The sequence below is a fragment of the Nocardiopsis synnemataformans genome (assembly GCF_965343085.1).
GTDB lineage: Bacteria > Actinomycetota > Actinomycetes > Streptosporangiales > Streptosporangiaceae > Nocardiopsis > Nocardiopsis alborubida.
Window position 1 is genome coordinate 26,204 of sequence record NZ_CBDRFA010000045.1, and the last position, 22,766, is coordinate 48,969.

General features: G+C 71.9%; 20 protein-coding genes and 4 tRNA genes. 6 read left to right on the forward strand and 18 right to left on the reverse strand.

Features of this window, described 5'->3' with window-relative positions; all coding sequences use genetic code 11:
• Positions 1-87: 87 nt before the first annotated feature.
• The 5 genes from ACSIH6_RS24025 to ACSIH6_RS24045 form a co-directional block, all read right to left on the reverse strand.
• Positions 88-375, reverse strand: coding sequence for a GNAT family N-acetyltransferase (locus tag ACSIH6_RS24025; RefSeq protein ID WP_248772533.1), 288 nt, complete (start codon positions 373-375; stop codon positions 88-90).
• Positions 376-528: 153 nt separating this feature from the next.
• Positions 529-1,281 (reverse strand): respiratory nitrate reductase subunit gamma, encoded by a 753-nt coding sequence (narI, locus tag ACSIH6_RS24030; protein WP_061081586.1) that lies wholly within the window; start codon positions 1,279-1,281, stop codon positions 529-531.
• Positions 1,278-2,012 carry a nitrate reductase molybdenum cofactor assembly chaperone gene (gene narJ / locus ACSIH6_RS24035; RefSeq protein WP_435110566.1) on the reverse strand — a complete coding sequence of 245 codons (735 nt, stop codon included), beginning with the start codon at positions 2,010-2,012 and terminating at the stop codon, positions 1,278-1,280. Before narJ ends, narI begins: the two co-directional genes overlap by 4 nt.
• Positions 2,009-3,778, reverse strand: coding sequence for a nitrate reductase subunit beta (gene narH / locus ACSIH6_RS24040; RefSeq protein WP_435110567.1), 1,770 nt, complete (start codon positions 3,776-3,778; stop codon positions 2,009-2,011). Before narH ends, narJ begins: the two co-directional genes overlap by 4 nt.
• Positions 3,778-7,455, reverse strand: coding sequence for a nitrate reductase subunit alpha (locus ACSIH6_RS24045; RefSeq protein WP_435110568.1), 3,678 nt, complete (start codon positions 7,453-7,455; stop codon positions 3,778-3,780). Before ACSIH6_RS24045 ends, narH begins: the two co-directional genes overlap by 1 nt.
• Before the next feature lie 162 nt (positions 7,456-7,617).
• Here ACSIH6_RS24045 and ACSIH6_RS24050 point away from each other — a divergent pair, with 162 nt between their 5' ends.
• Positions 7,618-8,814 carry an MFS transporter gene (locus tag ACSIH6_RS24050; RefSeq protein WP_435110569.1) on the forward strand — a complete coding sequence of 399 codons (1,197 nt, stop codon included), beginning with the start codon at positions 7,618-7,620 and terminating at the stop codon, positions 8,812-8,814.
• A gap of 228 nt (positions 8,815-9,042) precedes the next feature.
• On the opposite strand, the gene ACSIH6_RS24055 is transcribed toward ACSIH6_RS24050, so the two are convergent.
• Together ACSIH6_RS24055 and ACSIH6_RS24060 are read right to left on the reverse strand one after the other, a co-directional pair.
• Positions 9,043-9,774: an rRNA methyltransferase gene (locus ACSIH6_RS24055; protein WP_435110570.1), complete on the reverse strand. Its 732-nt coding sequence runs from the start codon at positions 9,772-9,774 to the stop codon at positions 9,043-9,045.
• 84 nt (positions 9,775-9,858) lie between these two features.
• Positions 9,859-9,933, reverse strand: a tRNA-Asp gene (locus ACSIH6_RS24060).
• 97 nt (positions 9,934-10,030) lie between these two features.
• Here ACSIH6_RS24060 and ACSIH6_RS24065 point away from each other — a divergent pair.
• Complete coding sequence (locus ACSIH6_RS24065) at positions 10,031-10,447, forward strand: RNA-binding S4 domain-containing protein (protein ID WP_435110571.1); 417 nt, start codon at positions 10,031-10,033, stop codon at positions 10,445-10,447.
• Between the two features lie 130 nt (positions 10,448-10,577).
• Here the strand turns inward: ACSIH6_RS24065 and ACSIH6_RS24070 are convergent, their stop codons facing one another.
• Positions 10,578-11,375 carry an alpha/beta fold hydrolase gene (locus tag ACSIH6_RS24070; RefSeq protein ID WP_488186022.1) on the reverse strand — a complete coding sequence of 266 codons (798 nt, stop codon included), beginning with the start codon at positions 11,373-11,375 and terminating at the stop codon, positions 10,578-10,580.
• A gap of 127 nt (positions 11,376-11,502) precedes the next feature.
• Positions 11,503-12,558, reverse strand: coding sequence for a DUF418 domain-containing protein (locus tag ACSIH6_RS24075; protein ID WP_435110573.1), 1,056 nt, complete (start codon positions 12,556-12,558; stop codon positions 11,503-11,505).
• Between the two features lie 230 nt (positions 12,559-12,788).
• Here ACSIH6_RS24075 and ACSIH6_RS24080 point away from each other — a divergent pair, with 230 nt between their 5' ends.
• Positions 12,789-13,898, forward strand: coding sequence for a sensor histidine kinase (locus ACSIH6_RS24080; protein WP_435110574.1), 1,110 nt, complete (start codon positions 12,789-12,791; stop codon positions 13,896-13,898).
• Positions 13,895-14,614 (forward strand): response regulator, encoded by a 720-nt coding sequence (locus ACSIH6_RS24085; protein ID WP_435110575.1) that lies wholly within the window; start codon positions 13,895-13,897, stop codon positions 14,612-14,614. The genes ACSIH6_RS24080 and ACSIH6_RS24085 overlap by 4 nt, the downstream gene beginning before the upstream one ends.
• A gap of 1 nt (position 14,615) precedes the next feature.
• Here the strand turns inward: ACSIH6_RS24085 and ACSIH6_RS24090 are convergent.
• From ACSIH6_RS24090 to ACSIH6_RS24105, 4 genes are all read right to left on the reverse strand, one after another.
• Positions 14,616-14,689, reverse strand: a tRNA-Phe gene (locus tag ACSIH6_RS24090).
• Positions 14,690-14,714: 25 nt separating this feature from the next.
• Positions 14,715-14,789 (reverse strand) — tRNA-Asp (locus tag ACSIH6_RS24095).
• Positions 14,790-14,878: 89 nt separating this feature from the next.
• A tRNA-Glu gene (locus ACSIH6_RS24100) sits at positions 14,879-14,951 on the reverse strand.
• 96 nt (positions 14,952-15,047) lie between these two features.
• Entirely contained in the window at positions 15,048-16,580 is a 1,533-nt protein-coding gene (locus ACSIH6_RS24105) for a metallophosphoesterase family protein (RefSeq protein WP_435110604.1), read from the reverse strand.
• A 97-nt stretch (positions 16,581-16,677) separates the two neighbouring features.
• On the opposite strand from ACSIH6_RS24105, the gene ACSIH6_RS24110 reads away from it, so the two are divergent.
• Both ACSIH6_RS24110 and ACSIH6_RS24115 read left to right on the forward strand, forming a co-directional pair.
• Positions 16,678-17,028 carry a metallopeptidase family protein gene (locus tag ACSIH6_RS24110; RefSeq protein WP_435110576.1) on the forward strand — a complete coding sequence of 117 codons (351 nt, stop codon included), beginning with the start codon at positions 16,678-16,680 and terminating at the stop codon, positions 17,026-17,028.
• A 334-nt stretch (positions 17,029-17,362) separates the two neighbouring features.
• A complete protein-coding gene (locus tag ACSIH6_RS24115) occupies positions 17,363-18,667 on the forward strand; it encodes an MFS transporter (protein WP_435110577.1) in 1,305 nt (434 codons plus the stop codon).
• 137 nt (positions 18,668-18,804) lie between these two features.
• Here ACSIH6_RS24115 and ACSIH6_RS24120 read toward each other — a convergent pair whose 3' ends face one another.
• The 5 genes from ACSIH6_RS24120 to ACSIH6_RS24140 all read right to left on the reverse strand — a co-directional run bounded on the left by ACSIH6_RS24120 (position 18,805) and on the right by ACSIH6_RS24140 (position 22,710).
• Positions 18,805-19,065 carry a PspC domain-containing protein gene (locus tag ACSIH6_RS24120; protein WP_435110578.1) on the reverse strand — a complete coding sequence of 87 codons (261 nt, stop codon included), beginning with the start codon at positions 19,063-19,065 and terminating at the stop codon, positions 18,805-18,807.
• Positions 19,066-19,345: 280 nt separating this feature from the next.
• Positions 19,346-19,960, reverse strand: coding sequence for a TetR/AcrR family transcriptional regulator (locus ACSIH6_RS24125; RefSeq protein WP_435110579.1), 615 nt, complete (start codon positions 19,958-19,960; stop codon positions 19,346-19,348).
• A gap of 126 nt (positions 19,961-20,086) precedes the next feature.
• Positions 20,087-20,473, reverse strand: coding sequence for a PPOX class F420-dependent oxidoreductase (locus ACSIH6_RS24130; RefSeq protein WP_435110580.1), 387 nt, complete (start codon positions 20,471-20,473; stop codon positions 20,087-20,089).
• A 138-nt stretch (positions 20,474-20,611) separates the two neighbouring features.
• A complete protein-coding gene (locus ACSIH6_RS24135; RefSeq protein WP_435110581.1) occupies positions 20,612-21,883 on the reverse strand; it encodes a PA0049 C-terminal domain-containing protein in 1,272 nt (423 codons plus the stop codon).
• 263 nt (positions 21,884-22,146) lie between these two features.
• Positions 22,147-22,710 (reverse strand): NADPH-dependent FMN reductase, encoded by a 564-nt coding sequence (locus tag ACSIH6_RS24140; RefSeq protein WP_435110605.1) that lies wholly within the window; start codon positions 22,708-22,710, stop codon positions 22,147-22,149.
• Between the last annotated feature and the right edge of the window lie 56 nt (positions 22,711-22,766).

Below are 22,766 nucleotides of genomic sequence, written 5' to 3' on the forward strand. Positions count from 1 at the left end.
GACACGCCGTGCCCGGATGGTGATGTTCCCGTTATTCGCCTCCGGCCCGCGGAGCCGCCCCGGAGTGCCCCGCGCGGACCCGCGGGCTCAGCCCTCGTGGACCAGGTCCGCGTAGGACGGGTTCTTCTTGAGGTAGGCCTGCGCGAACGGGCAGATCGGCACGATCTTGAGCCCGCGCGAGCGGATGTGGTCCAGGGAGTCGCGCATGAGGCGGCTCGCCACCCCCTTGCCCTCGAAGGAGGGGTCGACCTCCACGTGCGGCAGGGCGTACACGCCCTTGTCGATCAGGTGGTAGGCGGAGAACCCCACCACCGCCCCGTCGACGCTCACCTCGTAGCGCGAGCGTTCCGGAACGTCGACGACCGTCAGGTCCATGGCACTCTCTCCCACTCCCCGTGTTCGCGCACGCGGTGTGCGCGGGCCAATGACCACGTTCCCACACATAACCGTCGCGCACACCCCGGTCGCGCGGTCATCGTCCGTGATCTGGGAGGCCCGCGAGCCTCCCGGACCGCGCGGGCGGCCGGGTCACCAGCCCCGGCGGGCGGGCCGCTCCGCCTGCCCTGCGGCGGTCGGGTACCGGTCCCGCGTGCGGTAGACGACGTAGGGGCGGAAGAGGTAGCCGACCGGCGCGCTGAACGCGTGCACCAGGCGGGTGAAGGGCAGCAGGGCGAACAGCCCGAGGCCTACGAGGGCGTGCAGCTTGTACGGGGCCTCGGCCCCCGACATCGCCGCGACGTCGGGCTGGAGCACCCAGATGGAGCGGAACCACGGCGACACCGTCCGCCGGTAGTCCTGGGTGTGTCCGCCCGCCACCTCCACCCCGGCGAAGTAGGCGGTCATGCCCAGCCCGGTGACGATGGCCAGGACCAGCACCAGGTACATGAGCTTGTCGTTGCGCGTGGTGGCGCTGAACACCGGGCCCGTCGTGCGGCGGCGCCAGATCAGCAGGGCGATCCCGCCGAGCGTGCACACCCCCGCCACGAGCCCGAGCGACAGGGCGGTGACGTGGTAGACGGTGTCGGACACCCCGAGCGCCCGGGTCCAGCCCTCGGGCACGAGCAGCCCCACCGCGTGGCCCCCGATCACCAGGAGCAGGCCGACGTGGAACAGCGGGCTGCCGATCCGCAGCAGCCTGGACTCGTACAGTTCGGACGAGCGGGTGGTCCAGCCGAACCGGTCGTACCGGTACCGCCAGACGAGACCGCCCACCACGAGGACCAGGACCGCGTAGGGCAGCACGCCCCACAGCAGCAGGTCGAGTGCGCCGTACCCGTTCACCGCTCCTCCCCGTCGCGGCCGGGGGCCTCGGTCCGCGGCCGCGGCGCCCGCACCCCGTACGGTTCCAGGCCCACGTCCTCGGCGGGCGGCCCCTGGGCCGCGAGCCTGCGCACGAGCTCCAGGTCCCCGCGGTCCTGCGCGGGCAGGGTCATGCGGACCGCGTCCACGATCCGCGCGTACGGGGTGCCGTGGTCGTGCAGGGTCCGCGACATCAGCTCCAGGCCCGGCCGGAAGCGCAGCAGCAGGGCCTCGCCCGCGCGCGCGTCCCCCCGGGCCGCGAACTCCAGGACCACCGCCAGGTGGTCGGGCAGCTCGCGGTTCTCCACCCGCCACCCGGCCTCGGCGTAGACGCGCTTGACCTCGGCCAGGGCGTGCCCCCTGCGGCGGGTGTCGCCGTCGGTGTAGTAGGTCATGTACAGGGTCCTGCGCCTGCGCAGGTCGAACACGTCCACGTAGTGCTCGCACAGCTCCAGCTCGGAGGCGGTGGAGGCGTGGTCGCAGAACTCCTGGAGCGCCGCGCGCACCCCTCCCCGCGGCAGCTCGGCGACCGCGCGGGCCACCAGCGGCAGGCGTTCGAAGAAGACCTGGTCGGGATAGCCGAGCAGGACCGAGGCGGACTGGTGGGTGACCGCCACGCGGTGCGCCCGGCGGATGGTGCGCGCCGCTCCCAGCCACCCGGTGCCGCTCCGTACCGTCCCGCCAGCTCCGTCGGCGTCAGCGGTGGTGCTCATCCTCTCCCCCTCTTCCGCGGTGCGGCGTCGCCGCCACCGCCGTCGTCGTCGCCACCCCGTCGGGGTGGGAAGAGCCCTGCGGGGCGGCCGTTGCCGTCCCAGTTGAGGAGGTTGACCCGGCCGCTCGTGTCCGCCTGGGCGTCGCTGGTCTGGCGGGTGCGCAGGGCGTGGAAGTTCTCCACGGTCGCGGCCTCGGGCTGCCCGGAGGCCTCGCCGAAGGGCACGCTCCCGCCCATGCCGCCCATGCCCGGCCCGCCCTCGAAGTCGAGGCTGCACCCGACCTCGTCGATGACCCCGCGGTCGGCCTCGTCCACCCCGTAGGCGGTGGGGATGACGTAGCGCTCGTCGTACTTGGCCAGGGCCAGGAGCCGGTACATGTCCTCGATCTCGGTGCCGGTCATCCCGACGGAGGCGGCGATGGAGTCGTCGCGCTCCCGGCCCAGGTTGATCCGGCGCATGTGGGAACGCATGGCCGCGAGCCGCCGCAGGACCAGGTCCACGGGGCCGGTGTCGCCCGCGGTGAACAGCTCGGCCAGGTACTCCACGGGGATGCGCAGGGTGTCGATGGCGGCGAAGAGGTTGTCGGCGTCCTCGCCGTCGTGCCCGGTGGAGGAGAGCGTGTCCACCACCGGGGACAGCGGCGGGATGTACCAGACCATCGGCATCGTGCGGTACTCCGGGTGCAGTGGCAGCGCCACCCGGAAGCGCTTGGCCAGCGCGTAGACCGGGGAGCGGACGGCCGACTCCACCCAGCGGTAGGGGATGCCGTCGCGTTGGGCCGCGGCGCGCACGGCGGGGTCGGAGGGGTCGAGGAACACGTCGAGCTGGGCGCGGTACAGGTCCCTCTCGTCCGCCACCGACGCCGCCTCGCGGACCCGGTCGGCGTCGTAGAGGACCACGCCCAGGTAGCGCAGCCGCCCCACGCACGTCTCGGAGCAGACGGTGGGCATGCCCACCTCCACCCGCGGATAGCAGAACGTGCACTTCTCGGCCTTGCCCGTCTTGTGGTTGAAGTAGACCTTCTTGTACGGGCAGCCGGTGACGCACATGCGCCAGCCCCGGCAGCGGTCCTGGTCGACCAGGACGATGCCGTCCTCGACCCGCTTGTACAGGGCTCCGCTGGGGCAGGCGGCCACGCACGAGGGGTTGAGGCAGTGCTCGCAGATGCGCGGCAGGTAGAACATGAAGGTCTCCTCGAAGGAGAACCGCACCTTGTCGCCGAGCCTGCGCACGATCGGGTCCTGGCGGGTCAGCTCGGGCCCGCCGCCGAGGTCGTCGTCCCAGTTGGCGCTCCAGCTGACCTTCATGGGTTCGCCGGTGAGCGCCGACCGCGGCTCGGCCACCGGGAAGTCGTCCCCCAGGGGCGCGTTGGTCAGCGTCTCGTAGTCGTAGGTCCAGGGCTCGTAGTAGTCCTGGAGGGAGGGCATCACCGGGTTGGCGAAGATGGTGGACAGCCGCTTGAGCCGCCCGCCCGCGCGGGGCTTGAGGCGCCCCCTGGCGTCGAGGACCCAGCCGCCCTTCCAGCGCTCCTGGTCCTGGTAGGTGCGCGGGTAGCCCTGTCCGGGCCGCGTCTCGACGTTGTTGAACCACACGTACTCGACGCCGCTGCGGTTGGTCCAGGCCTGCTTGCAGGTGACCGAGCACGTGTGGCAGCCGATGCACTTGTCCAGGTTCATCACCATGGCGACCTGCGCCATGACCCTGCCTATCGGCCGCTCCCCTCCGGAGCCGCCGGTCCCGTCCCCGCTGCCGTGGGCCTGTGCCATCAGTAACGCACCTCCGTGGTCCGCTTGCGCACGACGGTGACCTCGTCGCGCTGGTTGCCGGTCGGGCCGAGGTAGTTGAAGGCGTAGGTGAGCTGCGCGTAGCCGCCGATGAGGTGGGTGGGCTTGACCAGCAGGCGCGTGAGCGAGTTGTGGATGCCGCCGCGCCTGCCGGTGGTCTCGGACTTGGGCACGTCGATGGTGCGCTCCTGGACGTGGTACATGTACACGGTCCCGGCGGGCATCCGGTGGGAGACCACCAGCCGCGCCACCACGACGCCGTTGCGGTTGACCGCCTCCACCCAGTCGTTGTCGGCCGCGCCGATCGCCTCGGCGTCGGCGGGGCTCATCCAGATCGTGGGGCCGCCGCGGGAGAGGGTCTGGAGCAGCAGGTTGTCCTGGTACTCGGAGTGGATCGACCACTTGGAGTGCGGGGTCAGGTAGCGCACGACCACCTCGCGCTGGCTGGTCGGACCGAGACGCGGCTCGCCGAACAGGCGGCTGATGTCGAGCGGCGGCCGGTAGACCGGCAGGGCCTCGCCGAACTCGTGCATCCAGTCGTGGTCGAGGTAGAAGTGCTGGCGGCCGGTGAGGGTGTGCCAGGGCTTGTCGTGCTCGACGTTGATGGTGAACGGCGAGTACCGGCGGTCGGGGGCCTCCTTGCCCGACCACTCCGGGCTGGTGCCCACCGTCGTGGGCCCCCTGCTCGCGTCGGAGAAGACCACCCGGCGCTCTGCGGCCTGGTGGATCAGCTCGTCCATGTCGGTGCCGGTGCGCTCGGCCAGGAGCCGGAAGCCCTGCGCGGCCAGGCGGCCGTTGCTGGTGCCGGACAGGGCCAGGATCATCTCGCAGGCCTTGACGTCGGTGTCCAGGGACGGGCGGCCGTCGGCGACCCCGCCCCGGACGGCGCCGTTGCGCTGGCGCAGCCACTCCACCTCCAGGTCCGGGGTGAAGGACACGCCCTTGACCGGCAGCCCCCGGGACTCGGCCAGCGGCCCCAGGGCGGCCAGCTTCTGCGCGACCTCGGAGTAGTTGCGGCGTACGGGCACGACGGCGGGCATGGTCCGGCCGGGGACGGGCCGCGTGCCGTCCGCCTTCCAGTCCGGCGGGACGCCGTGCGGCTGGGCGAGCTCGCCGGGGGTGTCGTGCTGGTGGGGGACGGCCACCAGGTCGGTGACCTCGTCCAGGTGGTCGGCGGCCAGGGCGCTGAACGTCCTGGCCAGGGCGTGGAAGGCGTCGAAGTCGGTGCGGGTCTCCCAGGGCGGGTCGATGGCCGGGTTGAACGAGTGCACGAAGGGGTGCATGTCCGTGGTGGACAGGTCGTGCTTCTCGTACCAGGTCGCGGCGGGCAGCACGACGTCGGACAGCAGGGTCGTGCTGGTCATCCGGAAGTCGATGGACAGCAGCAGGTCGAGCTTGCCCTCGGGGACGTCCTCGCGCCAGGTGACGTCGGCGGGCCGGTCCCCCGGCCCGGCGGGCTCGGCCAGCAGGTTGGAGCGGGTGCCGAGCAGGTGCTTGAGGAAGTACTCGTTGCCCTTGGCCGAGGAGCCGAACAGGTTGGACCGCCACACGGTGAGGACCCGGGGCCAGTTCTCGGGGGCGTCGGGGTCCTCGGCGGCGAAGCGCAGGCCGCCGCTGTGGAGCTGGTCGGCGACGTACTCCGCGGGGTCCTGCCCGCGCTCGCGCGCCTCGCGTCCCAGCTCGATCGGGTTGCGGTCGAAGGTCGGGTAGGAGGGCATCCACCCCATCCGGGCGGAGGCGGCGACCAGGTCGGCGGTGTGCTGTCCGCGCACCCGTCCCGGGCCGAGCGGCGAGGCGAGGGCGTCGGCGCGGTAGGTGTCGTAACGCCACTGGTCGGTGTGCAGGTACCAGTAGGAGGTTCCGGCCATGAAGCGCTGCGGCCGGGTCCAGTCCGCGGCGGAGGCGAACGCGGCCCACCCGGCGGAGGTGCGGCACTTCTCCTGGCCGACGTAGTGGGCCCAGCCGCCGCCGTTGACGCCCTGGCACCCGGTGAGCAGCAGCAGGGACAGGAAGGCGCGGTAGGCGTTCTCGCCGTGGAACCACTGGTTGGTGCCCGCGCCGAGGATGATCATGGCCCGGCCGCCGGACTCCTCGGCGGTGTCGGCGAACTCGCGGGCGATGCGGGCCGCCCGGTCGGCGGGGACCCCGGTGAGCTCGGCCTGCCAGGCGGGTGTGCAGGGCTCGGCGGCGTCGTCGTAGCCGGTGGGCCAGACGCCGGGCAGGTCGTGCCGGCGCACCCCGTAGTGGGCTAGGACCAGGTCGAAGACGGTGGTGACGAGGCGTCCGCCGACCCTGCGGACCGGGACGCCGCGGGTGAGGACCTCGGCCGCGCCGCCGGGGTTGTCGAAGCGGTTCAGGGCGACCTCGGCGGCCTCCCCGCCCTCCGCGTAGAGGGTGAGGGCGGGGACGCGGCCCTCCAGGTCCAGGTTCCACCGGCCGGTCCCGGCCTCGCCCCAGCGGTGGCCGACGGTGCCGTTGGGCGCGACGGGGGCGTCCTCGCCCTCCGGCCAGAACACCGGCTTCCACTCGGCGTTCTCCCCCGTGTCCCCCAGGTCGGCGGCGGTGAGGAACTTGTCGGGGACGAGGCGGCCGTCGCGGCTGTCGAGGGCCACCAGGAACGGCAGGTCGGTGTAGCGGCGCACGTAGTCGTCGAAGCGCGGCGTGGTGCGGTCGACGAACCACTCCTTGAGGATCACGTGCCCCATGGCCATCGCCAGGGCCCCGTCCGTGCCCGGGTGGGGTGCCAGCCACTCGTCGGCGAACTTGGTGGCGTCGCTGTAGTCCGGGGAGACGACCACCACCTTCTGGCCCCGGTAGCGGGCCTCGGCCATCCAGTGGGCGTCGGGGGTGCGGGTGACGGGGACGTTGGAGCCCCACAGCACCAGGTAGGCGGCGTCCCACCAGTCACCGGACTCGGGGACGTCGGTCTGGTCGCCGAACACCTGCGGCGAGGCGACGGGCAGGTCGGCGTACCAGTCGTAGAAGGACAGCATGGAGCCGCCGAGCAGGTTCACGAAGCGCGCGCCCACGCCGTGGGAGACCATCGACATCGCGGGGATCGGGGAGAACCCGGCGATGCGGTCCGGTCCGTACCTTCGGATGGTGAGCACGTGCGCGGCGGCGACGATCTCCAGGGCCTCGTCCCAGGTGATCCGGACCAGGCCGCCCTTGCCCCGCGCCCGCTGGTAGCGGCCGCGCCTGTCGGGGTCGGTGGTGATCTCCTCCCAGGCCGCCACCGGGTCGCCCAGGCGGGCGCGCGCCTCGCGGTACATCTGGACGAGGACGCCGCGCGCGTAGGGGTAGCGGACACGGGTCGGCGAATAGGTGTACCAGGAGAATGCGGCGCCGCGCGGGCATCCGCGCGGTTCGTATTCGGGACGGTCCGGACCGACGGAGGGGTAGTCGGTGGCCTGCGTTTCCCAGGTGATGATTCCGTCCTTGACGTAAACGTCCCAGGAACACGATCCCGTGCAGTTCACGCCGTGCGTGGAACGGACCACGCGGTCGTGGCTCCACCGGTCGCGGTAGAAGGAGTCGCCCTGGCGTCCGCCCTTCCTGACCTGGGCGCGGTCGCCGTCCAGCGGCTCCGATCGGGTGAGGTGGTTACCCAGCGCCAGAAGGGCGTTCCCCGCGCCGCCTTTTTTGCTTTCCGCCGCCATACGGACAACACCTCATTTACCGTTCCTTGGCCCCCAGCGGGGACGCCGGGCCAGAACCCACTGCATTCCGCCAACAAATATGCCTTCTCCGGCGTGAAAAAGACGCATCCCACACCGGATCGGGTGACAATCGCATGGAACGGCGGAGGAAGGGGCGCGCGGATGCGTACGGAATCGGGGAGAAGGGTGTCGCGCCGCGGCACGGCGGGCGGCAACCTCGCGCTGGCCACGGCGGCGTTCACGCTCACCTTCTGGGCGTGGAACCTCATCGGTCCCCTGTCGCGCACCTACACCGAGAACCTGGGGCTGACGCCCACGCAGACCTCGATCCTGGTGGCCTTCCCGGTGCTGGTGGGGGCGCTGGGGCGCATCCCCGTGGGCGCGCTGACCGACCGCTACGGCGGACGGCTGATGTTCACGGCCTTGTGCTTCGCGAGCATCGTGCCGACGTTCCTGGTGGGGGTGTCGGGGGACTCCTACGGGATGCTGCTGCTGTGGGGCTTCGTCCTGGGCGTCGCCGGCACGTCGTTCGCGGTCGGCATCCCGTTCGTGAACGCCTGGTACCCGGCGAACCGGCGCGGGTTCGCGACGGGCGTGTTCGGCGCGGGGATGGGCGGCACCGCCCTGTCGTCCTTCCTCACCCCCTGGCTGGTGGACTCGGTGGGGCTGTTCACCACCCACCTGCTGCTGTGTGTCGCGCTGGCGGCCATGGGCGTGGTGATGTGGCTGCTGTGCCGGGACTCACCGGAGTGGCGGCCGCGCACGGAGCCCGCGCTGCCGCGCATGGGGGAGGCGGTGCGGCTGCGGGCGACCTGGCAGGCGTCGCTGCTGTACGCGGTCGCCTTCGGCGGTTTCGTGGCCTTCTCGACCTACCTGCCGACGCTGCTGACGCTGGCCTACGACTACGCGCAGACCGCCGCGGGGCTGCGCACCGCCGGGTTCGCGGTGGCCGCCGTGGCCGCCCGGCCGGTCGGCGGCGTCCTGTCGGACCGGATCGGACCGGTGCGGGTGTGCCTGGTCTCGTTCGTCGGCACCTGCGTGTTCGCGGTCGTGCTGGCCCTGCACCCGCCCGCGGAGTTCCCCGCCGGTGCGGCGTTCGTCCTGATCGCGCTGTCGCTGGGACTGGGCACCGGAGCCGTGTTCGCGCTGGTGGCCAAGCTGGTGGAGCCGTCGAGGGTCGGCACGGTCACGGGTCTGGTGGGTGCGGCCGGCGGGCTGGGCGGCTACTTCCCGCCGCTGCTCATGGGGGCGGTGTACCAGGCGACGGGGGCCTACACGCTGGGCTTCGTGCTGCTGGCGGCGGTCGCCCTGGCGGTGGCCCTGTACGCGTGGAGGGCCTTCGCCCACGTGCGGGGATGAGGCGGCCGGGGGCGGGTCCGATCGCCGAGGCAGCAGTCCCGTGCCGCGCCGGGGAACCGTACACGGGGTCAGGAAGCGGAGACCACGCGCGGAGCGGGTCAGCGCGAACGGTTGTCCACAGCCTGTGGACGAAGCGCCGCGGCCGGAGACCGTGGCCCGGCTGCCTGGGTGACCACAGAGGTTCGCCGGGCCCTCGTGTCACACCAGCAGCGGTTCCGGTCGGTCCAACTAGGGCACGATGTCGCGGGCGCGCACCAGCACCGCGGCCCGGTTGCCCACCTTCACCCGCTCCAGCGCGCGCACGCCCTCGGGCAGGACGACCCGCCGCGTGCGGGCGGTCACCACCACGACGGCGTGATCGGGCAGCACCCGCCCCAGGGAGGCCAGCAGCCCCCGCATCGGCTCCCCCGCGCCGCCGGGAACGTTCCCCTCCCACCGGGTCATCTCGCCGTAGGGCACGTCCGTCACCACCAGGTCCGCGTCCACACCCTCGTCCAGGGAGAACACGTCGGCCACGGCCGCCTCGTGGGGCAGGTCGCCGCCCTGGGCGGCCAGCCCCGCCGCCAGCTCGCGGGCGGCCTCGGCGCGCTCCACGAAGGCCACGCGGCCGAAGTCCCGGGCGGAGCGGCGCAGCTCCTCCTCGCGTTCGGCGAGCCCCTCGGCCGTCAGCAGCCGCAGGTTGCGCGCGGCCAGGGCGACCGCTTCGGCGTCCACGTCGGTGGCGCGGACGCCGGTGAGGAGGTCCCGGTGCAGCAGGCCCAGCACCGTCGCCAGGTACCCGCTGCCGCAGCACGGGTCCCACAGGCGGACGGCCTCCCCTCCGGTGTGCACCATCGCGCGCTGGAACAGCTCACTGGCCAGCCGCACCGGAAAACCCGGAAAGCCCGGTGCGGACCGCAGCACGTGTCCGCTCGCCAGGGCCGAGTGGTCGGTCCGCTCGACGGCGTACCGGTAACCCAAGGTCCCTCATGCCCTTCTGTGTCCGTGTCGGCCGCAGAACGCCGAAGGCCCGGTGTCTGAAAACGACACCGGGCCTTCACCATGCGGTCCTGACGGGATTTGAACCCGCGGCCTCCACCTTGACAGGGTGGCGAGCACTCCTAACTGCTCCACAGGACCTCGCTGCATGGACAACTCTAGCGCGACTTCGGAGTACTTCGTACCGGTGGCCGCCTAGAGTGGCGGGAAACGTCCCAGGAGAGTGGAAGGAACCGGCGTGAACGAGTTCTCGGCGCCCCTGCCGTCGGGCCCGGAGAGCACCCGGGTCGACCGCTGGATGTGGGCCGTACGCCTCACCAAGACGCGCTCGGACGCCGCCCAGGCCTGCCGCGGCGGGCACGTGCGCGTCAACGACCGCCCGGCCAAGCCCGCCACCACGGTCAAGGTCGGCGACGAGGTGCGCGTCCGGCTGCACGGGACCACGCGCACGGTCGATGTGGGTCATGTCATCGAGAAGCGCGTGAGCGCGCCGATCGCCGCCCGCTGCTACACCGACAGGACGCCGACGCCCCCGCCGCAGGCGACCACGCCCGTCATCAGGCGCGACCGGGGAGCCGGAAGGCCGACCAAGCGCGACCGCCGCCTGCTGGACAGGCTGCGCAGCGACTTCCCGCCGGGCCCGCCCGCGCCGTAGCGCACGGCCGGGGGAACCGGTCGGCGGGAACGGGCGCGCCGTAGCGCACGGCCGGCGGGACCGGCCAGCGGGAACGGCCACGCCCGGGGCTCGGACCCCGCCGGTCGGTCCCGCCGGTCAGCCCCAACGGTCAGTCCTGCTGGGGAAGCGGGTGCTCCGCCAGGAAGTCCAGCACCTCGTGCGTGGCCTTGGCCGCGTCCTCGTGCAGGTAGCCGTGGCGCATGCCGGGCAGAACCAGCAGCCGGGCGCCGGGGACGCGCTCCGCCAGGAGGGCGGCGTTGCCGACCGGGGTGAGGACGTCGTCCTCACCGTGCACGACCAGGGTCGGCGCCTGGACGGAGGGCAGCAGGTCCCAGCCGTCGTAGCCCGAACTCGCGCCGAAGTGCAGGCGCTGGGCGCGCAGCGGTCCGCGCGGCAGGACGCGGGTGACCGTGTCGGGGTGGGCGGCGGCCCACTCGGGGCCGTAGAAGAGTTCGGCGATCATGTCGCGCCCCTCGGCCGTACCGGCCCTGCGCAGCGCGAGGGTGGCCGACCTCGGGCGTTCGACCTCGTTGCCCCCACCCGGCGCCGTGGAGCCCAGCACGAGCGCGCCGAGGCGCCCGGGTGCGGTGGCCGCGAAGGTCTGGGCGACCTTCCCGCCCATGGAGAACCCGTAGACGTGCGTACGGGAGATCCCCAGGGCGTCCAGGACGGCGAGGGCGTCGTCCACGAACAGACCGAAGGTGTAGGGCTCGTCCAGGGGCGCGTCGCTGCCGCCGGTCCCCCGGAAGTCCATCCGCACGACCCTGTGGTGCCGGGCCAGGTCGGTGTGCACCCCGTCCCACATCTCGTGGTCGAGGGACTGTCCGTTGAGGAGCAGGAGGGGATCACCCTGCCCGAGGACGTCGTACCAGATGCGGGTTCCGTCAGCTGCGGTCACGTGGCTCACGGGTCCGGACACTACCCGAGGAGCTCCGCGCACGCCGTGGTCGGCGTCACCCCGACGCCCGGAGCGGCCCGGGGGTTCGTGGCACGGCGCCCAGGACGGTCCGCCCGTCCGCCGTCCCCACGGTGGTTCACGCGCCCGGCGGCCGGGGCGCGGACCGGGGTTGCGCTCTCCGCGTATCCCGGACCTCGGCGCGCAGCGGTGACCGGTGCGCCCAGGTCGCCCAGCGCCACAGCCACTCGACCGGCCCCTGGCGGTACCGGCGCAGCCACAGGGTGGAGAACAGCAACTGGATCGCGAGAATGGCTCCCACGGCCAGGAACGCCGTCTCCACGGACTGGCCGATCGGCAGGCCGAGGACGTGGGCGCCGGCCTGAACCAGGAGCGTGGCGGTCAGGTAGTTGGTCAGCGCCATCCTCCCCAGTGGCGCGAAGGCGGCCAGGAGCAGCGGTCTCAGCGGCGTTCTGAGCAGGATCAGCAGGACACACACGTACACCCCGGTGAGCAGCAGCTCCGCCAGCATGAACGCCAGGGGCGGCGGCTGCATGGCACCCGGACCGGTGGGCGCGTCGGCCTGCACCCACAGGGTGAGGGCCGCCCCCGCCGCGAAGACCAGGCCCACCAGGAGCGGCCCCCGGGTGGATCGTTCGATCCGCTGGACCACCCCGTACCGCACCAGTGCCGAACCCGCCAGGAACAGCCCGGCGATCAGCAGGGGTCCGCCCCCGGTGCCGACGAGCGCCGTCGGGACGAGTGCGGCGGCGAGAGCGGCCACGGCCCACCGCGGCAGCCAGGTCGAGGGCAGCAGCACCAGCAGGCCGACGACGGCGTAGTCGGTCAGGATGTCGCCCCGCCACAGCAGCATGTGCCCGAGACCTATCGCGAGCAGCGCCACGAGCCGACGCAGCAGGACCAGCCGCGGGCGCGGGGCGCGGTCCACGGCGGAGTCCAGCAGCAGCGAGAACCCGATGCCGAACAGCAGGGAGAAGACCGGGAGCCCGAGCCAGGCCGGCACGTCACCCGTGGGCCGCTCCGCGACGGCGGTGCCGGCGTTGGCTATCAACTGGATGTTGGCCACCAGGATCGCGCACAGGGCCAACCCCCGCAGCACGTCGAGCGCCACGATGCGGGCCCGGCCGGGTGGGGCCTCGGCGCCGTGCCCCGCAAGGGAAACGTTGTCTGTCATGAGATCCAAGCCTGAGGGGTGGCACGGGCCCGGTCACGGGGCGAAAGAAGGGTTCGTGACGCCCACAACGGTACTTTCGGCCGGTTCGGCGGTGGGGAGGCCTCTCTAGGCTGAGTGGTGTGAACAGTGGGGAAGGCCAACTCGGGTCACCCGGTTCGCCGGGGCGACCGGTGCGGCCGGAGTGGCTGCTGTGGCCCGGGCGTCCCGTGTGGCTGAGGCGACTCGGTTGGGTGGCGGATCTCGGTCTCGCCGCGGTCTTCGCGCTGGCGCTCGTCTTCCAGGCGGCCAGGCTCGCGTCGACCTGGGGAGGCGGCTACTGGTGGTTCGACGCCGCCGCGGGCGCGGTGGTGAGCGTGCTCGCCCTGGTGCGCTGCCGGGGCCGGGCGGTGGCCGCGACCGCGGGACTGGCCGTGGCTGTGGTCTCGACGCTGATCGCCTGGGCGTTCGGCCTGCCCTCCGAGCCCGGCCCGGCCATGGCCCTCGCGCTGGCGGTGCTCACCGGATCCGCCGTCAGGGAACTCCCTGCCCGGTCGGCCTGCGCGGTGGCGGCCGGGGGGCTCGCGGTGATCGGCGTCAGCCTGCTCACCCAGCTGGGATCCTCCTCCGGCATGCCAGTGGTCATACTGAACTCGCTCACGTGGCTGGGCGGTGTCGCGGGCGGCCTGGTGCCGCGGCTCCTGGCAGCCCGCCACCGACGGATCTCCGAGAGGGTGCGCCGCGACGAACGGCTGGAACTGGCCAGGGAGCTGCACGACGTCGTCGCCCACCACATCACCGGCATCGTGATCGAGGCGCAGGCCGGGCAGCTCGACGCCATCGGACAGCCCGACCGGGCGAGGGCCTCCTTCGCCGCCATCGAGGGCGCGGGGACCGAGGCGCTGACCGCCATGCGCAGCGTCGTCGGCCTGCTGCGCGACACCGACGGGGCGGCGTTCACCGCGCCCGGCCCCGAACGGCTCGCCGCGCTCGTCGAGCGGTTCCGCGAACGCGGCGGCCCCGCCGTGGAACTGCGCCTGCCGGAGGACGGGGGGGCTTGGCCGCCCGAGATCGCCGCCACCGTCTACCGGGTGGTCCAGGAGTCGCTGACCAACGTCGCGCGCCACGCCCCGGACGCGGGCTCGGTCGCCGTCCGGGTGGTCCGGGACGGGCGGGGCCTCACCGTGGAGGTCACCGACGACGCCCCGGCCCCGTCCCGCCACCGTCGACGGGTCGGGTACGGGCTGGTCGGGATGCGCGAGCGGGTCGAAGCCCTCGGGGGCACACTGCGCGCAGGCCCGCCCAGCGGGGGCGGCTGGTCCGTGCTCGCGGTCCTCCCCGCTCCGGATCGGAGGGACCGATGACCATCCGGGTCCTGGTGGCCGACGACCAGGCGATGATCCGAGGCGGTCTGCGCCGGATCCTGGAGAGCCAGCCCGACCTCACCGTGGTCGCCGAGGCGGCCGACGGAGCCGAGGCCGTGGAGCTTGCCCGAAGGCTGCGCCCCGACGTGTGCCTGGTGGACATCCGCATGCCGCGCCTGGACGGCCTGGAGGTCACCCGCGCCCTGGCCGGTCCGAGGGCGGCCGACCCACTGCGGGTGGTCGTGGTGACCACGTTCGACCTCGACGAGTACGTCTACGGGGCGCTGCGCGGCGGCGCCGTGGGGTTCGTGCTCAAGGACGCGGGCCCGAGCCTGCTCGTGGAGGCCGTCCGCTCGGCGCACGCCGGGGACGCCCTGATCTCACCGTCGATCACCCTGCGGCTCCTGCGCCACCTCACCGCCGCGGCCACCCCGCCCGGAGGCGGCCGACCGCACCCGCTGTCCGCCCGCGAGACCGAGGTCGTGCTCGCCATCGCCCGCGGCCGCACCAACCAGGAGATCGCCGACGAGCTGTTCATCTCCCTGAGCACGGTCAAGGGCCACGTGTCCGCCGTCCAGGCCCGCCTCGGCCTGCGCAACCGCGTCGAGGTCGCCGCCTGGGCCTGGGAGAACCGCCTGATGGACGCCCCCTGGCAGCGAACACCGAAAACGCCCGGGGCCGTGAGGCCTTCCGGGCGTTCGCACTGCTCAGAGTGAGTGGCTAGGGGCGGGGTCGAACCGCCGACCTTCCGCTTTTCAGGCGGACGCTCGTACCAACTGAGCTACCTAGCCGCACTCGCCGATGCTTCGGCGACGGCGGTCCTGACGGGATTTGAACCCGCGGCCTCCACCTTGACAGGGTGGCGAGCACTCCTAACTGCTCCACAGGACCTTGTTCAGTTGTCGCACCGGGCGCCGGGCCCCGTGCTCTTGCTGCGGTTCTCATTCTGCCAGATGTCCGGTAGTGCTCGAACCGCCTCGTACCCCCAACGGGATTCGAACCCGCGCTACCGCCTTGAAAGGGCGGCGTCCTAGGCCGCTAGACGATGGGGGCCCGTGTGACACACCAAGCATAGGGGAGATTAGCAACCAACACCAAAGTGATAAGCCCGGCCAGTCGCCGCCTCCTCCACCTGCGGCGACGCGCCGGTCAGGGAGTCCGCTGCCCGTCGCTGGCCTCCTCCTCCGGTTCCTCGGAGGGCTCGCCCACCGGGCGCTGCGGGTCGGTCTCGATGTGCCGCTCGACCTGTGCCGACGTCAGTCCGATGCCGCCCAGGTCGATGTCGTCGCGGGCCTGGAGGCGCCCGGTCTCGGCGTCGAAGTACAGCACCGACGCCTGGTAGGGGGTCGGACGGCCGGGACCGTGATCCAGCCCACGCAGACCGGCCCCACCGGTGGACCCCTGCACGAGGAACCGGGTGCCCAGGTCGGTCAGCTCGGTGGACCGCAGGTGGTCGTCGCCCGTCAGCACCAGCGGCACCACCCCGTCGAAGGCCTCCGCCTGCGTGCGCGTGTGCATGACGACCACGTCCACGTCCTCGCGGGAGTCGACCACCTTCTCGGCCTCCTCCTCGCCCCGGGCGGCCACCTCGGAGGCGTCGGGGTTGAGCCGGGTCGCGTCCGGGACGTACCGGGGGTCCCCCGACCCGTAGAAGGTCAGACCGCCCACCTCCCGGGCCTCACCGTCCAGCACGACGGCGTTCTCCTGCGCCGCCACCGCGCGCTGCGTTCCCATGGAGTCGTGTCGGCCGCGCACCCACACGTACGGCACGTCCAGCTCGCCGATCTCGTCGGCGAACGTGTCCTCGGCCGCGCTCCCCCGGTCGGTGAGGTCCCCCGAGTCCACGACCACGTCCGCCCCGTACTGCTCCCGGAGCGTGCGGATGATGCTCCACGAGGCCGGGTTCAGCTGGATGTCGGACACGTGCAGCACGGTGATGACCGACTCGTCCTTCTCGTACACGGGGAGGGTGGAAGTGGCCTCGTAGATCATCGCGACGTTGCCGACCAGCCCCGCCAGCTGCTCCTGGTACTGGCTGAAACGGCCCACCACCTCCTCCGCGCTGCCCACCACCTGCGGGGCTCCCGCGATCAGTCCGGTGTAGCGGGGCTCGGCGATGGCGCTGGGGTTGAAGGTGTTGGCGGCCACCGCTCCGGAGGCCACGAGCACGCCCAGCGACACCAGGGCGCTGGCCAGGGCCCGCCACACGTTGCGGAAGAGCAGCAGTCCCACCACGGCGGCCCCCAGGGCCGCGGCGAGCACCGCGCGCACCAGCAGGCCGATCACACCGGCGCGCAGGTCGGAACCGATCCCCGCGGCCATGCGGTTGATCGCCTCGGGGTCGGCGAACACCTCCTCGGCCGCGGACAGCCGGATGTTGGAGATCCTCGCCTCCAGCTTGATCGGGGCGCTGTGGGTGTCGAAGGCCAGCTGCCCCAGCGGGGCCACGTCGACGACCGTCTCACCCCGCCACTGGGGGCTCAGGCTCATCGTGACGTCCGCGGGGCCGATGGGAGTGACCACCTGGCCGCCCAGGGCCAGGCCCAGCCAGCCGCCGACCAGGCCTGCGACGACGACGCACCCCCACCGCCACGCGCGGCCGGAGCGCAGCCGGTCGAAGGTGCCGCGGAGCCGTCGGAGGGCTCCGCGAAGGTCGTATCCGCGGATCGCTTCCCAAGACAACACACCCCCATCATGCCCCTCCGGGGGAGGCGCTCCCGTGTTTCCTCCCCTTCGAGAGTGTTATGTCGCTTCCGGTGCGTCGCGGGGAGGCAGCACAATGGCAGGTGTGGTGGAACTGACGCGCAGGGACTTCGAGGAACTGGTCGCCGACGCCCTCGACCAGATCCCGCCCGAGCTGGCGCAGCTCATGGACAACGTGGTGATCACCGTGGAGGACGAGTCGTCGGAGGGGCTGCTCGGCCTGTACGAGGGCATCCCCCTGACAGAGCGGGGCGACTCCTACTTCGGCGTGCTCCCCGACCAGATCTTCATCTACCGGCGCAACATCTGTGCCTTCTGTGAGACCCCCGAGCAGGTGGTGGAGGAGGTGCTCGTGACCGTGATCCACGAGATCGCACACCACTTCGGGATCGACGACTCCCGCCTGACCGAGCTCGGCTGGGGCTGAACCCGGCGCTCCTCCGGCCCTTCGCCCCCGGACCGCGGTCTCCTTCGGATCACGCTTTTCGTCACTCTTCGCACATATTTATCAACATTATGCTCATGCACGACATTCCGGGGCAGGCACGCGACTCCACACAGACACGGCGCGACCAGCGAAAACAATCCGCCCAAGGCGGCTCGACAACACGGACGAATCCACCCGGCATTCCTCACCCACAGCAACGAATCAGACACGAATTCCCCAGAACGGCTTGCGACGAAGCTCACCTTCCGGAACTGTTGGTTATTGGGACACGACACAGCGTGATTACAACCCTGTAACAGTAAGGGAGTGCCGGGTGGCCAATCCGCGCCTCGACAACACACCTGACAACGGAGACCACGAGTCTTCGAGCGCCCCCAACAACGACGACTGGCGGAGCAGCTACCGCGACGTCATGGCGATCGCCGAGTTCCGGTCCGTCTGGCTCGCCCACGCGCTCTCGGTGATCGGCACGAACCTGCTGAACATCGCCACCAGCGTGCTCGTCTTCCAGATCACCGGCTCCGCGCTGGCCGCGGGCGTCACCCTGGCCCTGACCTTCCTGCCCCCGATCATCAGCCCGCTCATCTCCGGGCTCGCCGACCTCCTCCCCCGCCGCCGCGTCATGATCGCCTGCGACCTCGCGCGCGCGGCCGTGATCGTGCTCATCGGTATCCCCGGCATGCCGATCTGGGCCGTCTGGATACTGCTCTTCTGCTCGGTGCTGCCGTCGGTCCCCTTCGCCGCGGCCCGCGCCGCGATGATGGCCGAGATCATCCAGGGCGAGCGCTACGTCGCCAGCACGGCCATCATCCAGCTCACCTCGCAGCTGGGCATGCTCGCCGGACTGGTCGCCGGCGGCCTGATCGTCGCCGTCATCGGCCCCAACATCGCCGTGATGTCGACCGGCGTCCTCTTCGTGCTGTCCGCGCTCACCGTGCTGCTGGGTGTGGCCGCGCGCCCCGCGCCCCGCGGGAAGCAGGAGGGCCGCCCGGGGTTCGCCGCGATGACCCGCGACGGGGCCAAGCTGGTCTTCGCCGACCGCAGGCTGCGCACCCTGGCGCTGCTCGCCTGGCTCGCCGGCCTGTACGGCATCCCCTACGGGCTCGCCAACCCGATGGCCGAGGAGATCGGTGCCGGAGCGGCCGCGGCCGGGTTCATCATGGCGGGCTCGGCGATCGGCGCCTTCGTCGGCGGGTTCGTCCTCACCCGGTTCATCCCGCCGCCCACCCGCATGCGCCTGCTCGGCCCGCTGGCCGTCCTCACCTCGGCGCCGCTGCTGCTGTGGCTGGCCGACCCGCCGCTGTGGCTGATGGTGACCGCACTCGCGCTCTGCGGCGTCGCGGGCTCCTACCAGTTCGTGGCCAACGCGGCGTTCGTGCTGTGCGTGCCCAAGGAGGGCCGCGGACTGGCCTTCGGGCTGGTCGCGGCCGGACTCCAGGCCGCGCAGGGCGTGGGCATCCTGGTGGCCGGGTTCTTCGCCGAGAAGTTCGGCACCGGTGTCGTCATCGCCGCGGCCGGTGCCATCGGCGTGGTCTGCGCGCTGCTCCTGGCGCTCCCGTGGTCGCGGATGGCCGGTGAGACCATCGATCAGATGAACGCGACCGGGGACGGCGCCTAGGATCCCCGCCGCACGGGGTTCCTAGCGCTCCTTGCCGCACTCCGCGGGGGCTTCGCAGGTCTGCTCGACCTCGCGCTCCTCCCGCGGGGTGCGCAGCTCACGTCGCTTCCAACCCGGTTGTGCTCTGAGGGTCCACATCAGTTCTGACTCGGCTTTCCCTGGAAGTTGCGGATGATCTGCTCCAGCAAGGAGCGCTTCTCGTTCTCGGCCGGCATGATCAGCCAGGCCAGGATGTAGACGAAGACGCCGCTGAACCCGAGGACCGTCAGGACCACGAAGGCCAGGCGGACCAGCGTGGAGTCGACGTTGAGGAACTCGGCGATCCCCCCGCAGACACCGGCGAGGTAGCGGTCGCTTCCGCTGCGTCGGAAGCGCTTGCTCTGGAAGTTCTGGTTCATGTCTCCACCCTGCCCCCTCCTGACGACGATTCCCATCCGGGACAGCCCTGGGCGTCCCCTGACATCCCCCCGAGCCCCCCGGAGGGGCCGGACACGGGGTGCTGACGCGCCCCGCAGGGGGTTGGACGCGGGCGGGGGCGCGCGGCGTTCCGGCCAGGTGCTGAGGCGTGGAGCACACCGGGCGCGGAGACCGTGCCGCGGGCGAGGCGGAGACTGGAGTCCGGGTCCCTGAGATCCGGGCGCGGAGTCCGGGAACGGAGGGCCTGAGCGGGGCCCCGGGTCAGTCAGCGGGGCCGGGCCGCCCGTAGACCTCGCCCAGGAAGCGGAAGTCGGTGCGGAGCCTGGCGCGGACGTCCGCCGCCTCCTCGTTCTCCGAGAAGCGCAGGCGCCTCATCGTGTGGCGCATCACCGCCATGGCCGCCGCCGCGACCACGACCGAGCGGTCGTCCTCGGCGGGAACGCCGGTCCGCTCGGCGATGGTGGCGGCGAGCTCCATCTCCACGGTGTGGAAGCGGGCGAGCATCCTGGGGACGAGCTGTGGCTCGCGGTCCATGAGCTGTTTGCGCAGGCGCATGTCGTCGCGCTGGGTGTCGAGGTCGTCGGTGCTGACCAGGAACGCGATCAGCATGGTGATGAGGTCCTCGACGAAGTCACCGGTGGGGCCGCCCTCGGCGAACTGCCTGCGCATGTCCTCGTCGGGGCACCGCGGGACCTCACCGAGGAGGGCGTCCTCCTTGGTGGCGAAGTAGTTGAAGAACGTCCGGGTGGAGACGTCGGCCTCTGCCGCGATCTCCTCCACGGTCACGTTCTCCAGGCCGCGCTCCAGCGTGAGGCGGACGGCCGCGTCCTGGAGGGCACGGCGCGTGGCCTGCTTCTTGCGTTCGCGAAGCCCCAATGGTCCTCTCCCGTACAAGGTCGATCCTTGCAGTCCATGCAAAGTTTCCCACAAGTATCCCCCAGGAACGGAGACCGCGCGCACCGGAGCGCGCGGCCCCGCCGGGGGCGGGGCCGCGCCCGTGTCCTAGCGGCCGACGAAGCGCTCCGGCCGGACGTAGACGATGACACGCTCCTCGTCGGGGTTGTCCCACGGGTAGGGCGTTCCGAGGTACTTCTGCGCCATCTCGTTGATGAAGGCCTTGTCCTGGTCCTCCTCCACCCGGTCGACCACGCCGCGGACCTCCACGTACATGTAGGCGTCGTCGGGGTCGGTGGCCGAGACCGAGATCCGGCCGTCGCGCTTGAGGTTCTGGAGCTTCTGCCGCGTCGTGGTCTGGCTGAACCTGAGGAACTCGCCGTCCCAGTCGATCCACACGGGGCTGGACTGGGGGGAGCCGTCCGGGCCGAGCGTGGCCACGTGTCCGAAGGCCGGTTTGCGCAGGACCGCCTGCTGCTTCTCTGAGAACGCCATGTCACTCCTTGTCGTCGGTTGACGCCGATGGTCTCGAGTACACCAACACGTCCCGAGGCGGACGCGGCGACGCGCCCGAGGCGGACGGACCGTGTCGGGGAACCGGCTCTTCGACCACGGTCTCACCGGCCCCGGACGTCACCCGCGGACGGCGGCCGCGACGATGTCCTCGACCTGACCGACGATCGCCGCGCGGTTCCCCTCGAACTCGGGGTCGGTGACGCTGTCGCCGGGGCCGAACTCCAGGACCGGGGTGTGCACGTGGCCGGCGGGGATGTCCAGGCCGGTGGCGTCGCGCAGCAGGGTGTTGCGGTAGGCGATCTCGTTGGAGAGGTAGTCGCCTCCGCCTCCGGCCCGTGCCTCGGAGCCGGGGGTGGGACCGTCCACGCTCACCACCGGTTCGGTCTCGCCCTCGGGGATCTCGGTCACCGTGGTGTTGTCGACCACGGGGAACGGCGCGCCGGTGGTCTCCTCGACGATGGCGGGGTGGTCCAGGGAGGAGTCCGACCACTGCGGCTGCGGAGTGACGGTGGGAACGCCGTCGGGGACGGGGATCATCTCCTCCGTGCCGACCGACTCGTTGTCCGCGGCACCGCCGCGCCAGGCGCCGTTGTGGGCCTCGAGGTCGAACTGGTCCGGTCGGCCCTGGCTGACGGTGATGACCACGTCGGCCGGCCGGTCGCCGGTGTAGTGCGGCAGGAGGGCCTCCTCGACCATGCCGTCGGTGAAGTCGCGCCAGCGCACCGGGAAGAGCATGGTCTCGACGACCGCGACTCCGGCGTCGGTCTCGACCACCGCCCCGTCCAGGGCGAGGGCGGCAGCACCGGAGGGGTTGGCCTGGCGGATGTCGTTGTCGAGGCGGAACGGGTCGAAGCCGGTCACGACGACGTGGAGGACCTCGGGCTCCCCCGGAACCTCGGCGAAGTCCGTGTCGTCGTGGCCACGGGAGCGGCGGTCCATGTCGGCCACGAGTCCGGCGCGGTCCGCCTCGCCCAGCTCGAAGCCCGGTTCCCAGCGGTTGAGGGCCGAGGTCATGGCGAGCCGGGCCCAGTAGACCGGCCGGTCGTCCCCTGCGCTCAGGCTCCCTTCGACGTTCCCGTTGCCCTGGACCCGCTCCACCGCCTTCCGCCAGAGCGCGTCCCCGTGGCGCTCGACGACCGCGCTCGCCTCGTCCGCGCCGGACGCCGCGCACAGTTCCCGCGTGAAGCGGTCCACGCTCATGACGAACCCGGATCTGCGCAGGATCTCCTGGGGGACCTCCTCGACGACCCGCGCCTCCTCGACGGTGGCACCGTCCTCACCGAGGCAGTCGGTCACCTGCTCGGCCTGTGCCGGGGTTCCCAGGGCGAGGACGGGGGCCACGATGAGCGCCGACGCCGCGATGCGGGGGGCTGTCTGCTGGATGCGCACGCTGACTTCACTCCGTTATCTGCTGTGTTCGACAGGAGGGGGGAATGAGGAGGTTCCCCGTTTCGCAGAAGTCACACCGCTCCCACACCTCGCACAGGATCGGTCGGCGTCGCCCGCCGGGGCCGTGTGCGGGTCAGGGCACGTGCCGGGCACCGGTCCTGGCAGCCGGAACGGCCCCGTGGCCGCGGCTGCGGCCAGCAGGACGGGCCCGGCCGGGGACGTGGCGGTGCCCTGGTGCCCACGAAGCCGGTGAAAGAGCGTGGCTACTCCCGGAGCAGGCCCGTCGTCCTCTGCTGGGAGTAGGAAAGGGCCGTGGCCATCTCGTCCATGGCCAACCGGACCCGCTCCAGCACCGCCGGATCGCGGAACTCACCATGGGAGTCCACCCGGGCGGGAGCCCCGGAAACCGTGACCGAGTCGACCAGGACACTCCCCATCAGGGTCAGCGTGGGAATCAGTGCGAGGTGGCCGCGCATACCGCCAGCCTGTCCCGGTGACGCGCTCATGAGGAGGGTCGGCTTTCCCGCGAGCCCCCCAGACCCGACCAGCCAGTCCATGGCGTTCTTGGTGGCTCCGGAGGGGCCGTGCGCGTACTCGGGGGTCGCGATGATCACGCCTTCGGCCTGGTCAGCGCAGGACCGGAACCTCGTGACGGCCTCCGGTAGGTCCTCGTCGTCGTCCAGGTCGGGGTTGAACAGGGGGAGACGGCCGGCCAGGTCGCCGCCGATCACGGAGATGTCGGGGTTGCTCCGGCCAGCCAGGCGCAGCAGTTCGGCGTTGTAGGAGTTCCGGCGCAAGCTGCCGCAGATACCCAGTACCGCCCACATCGCCGCTCCCACGATCCGAAGTTCCCAGCACAGTACCCCCGAAGCTCCGGCGTGCT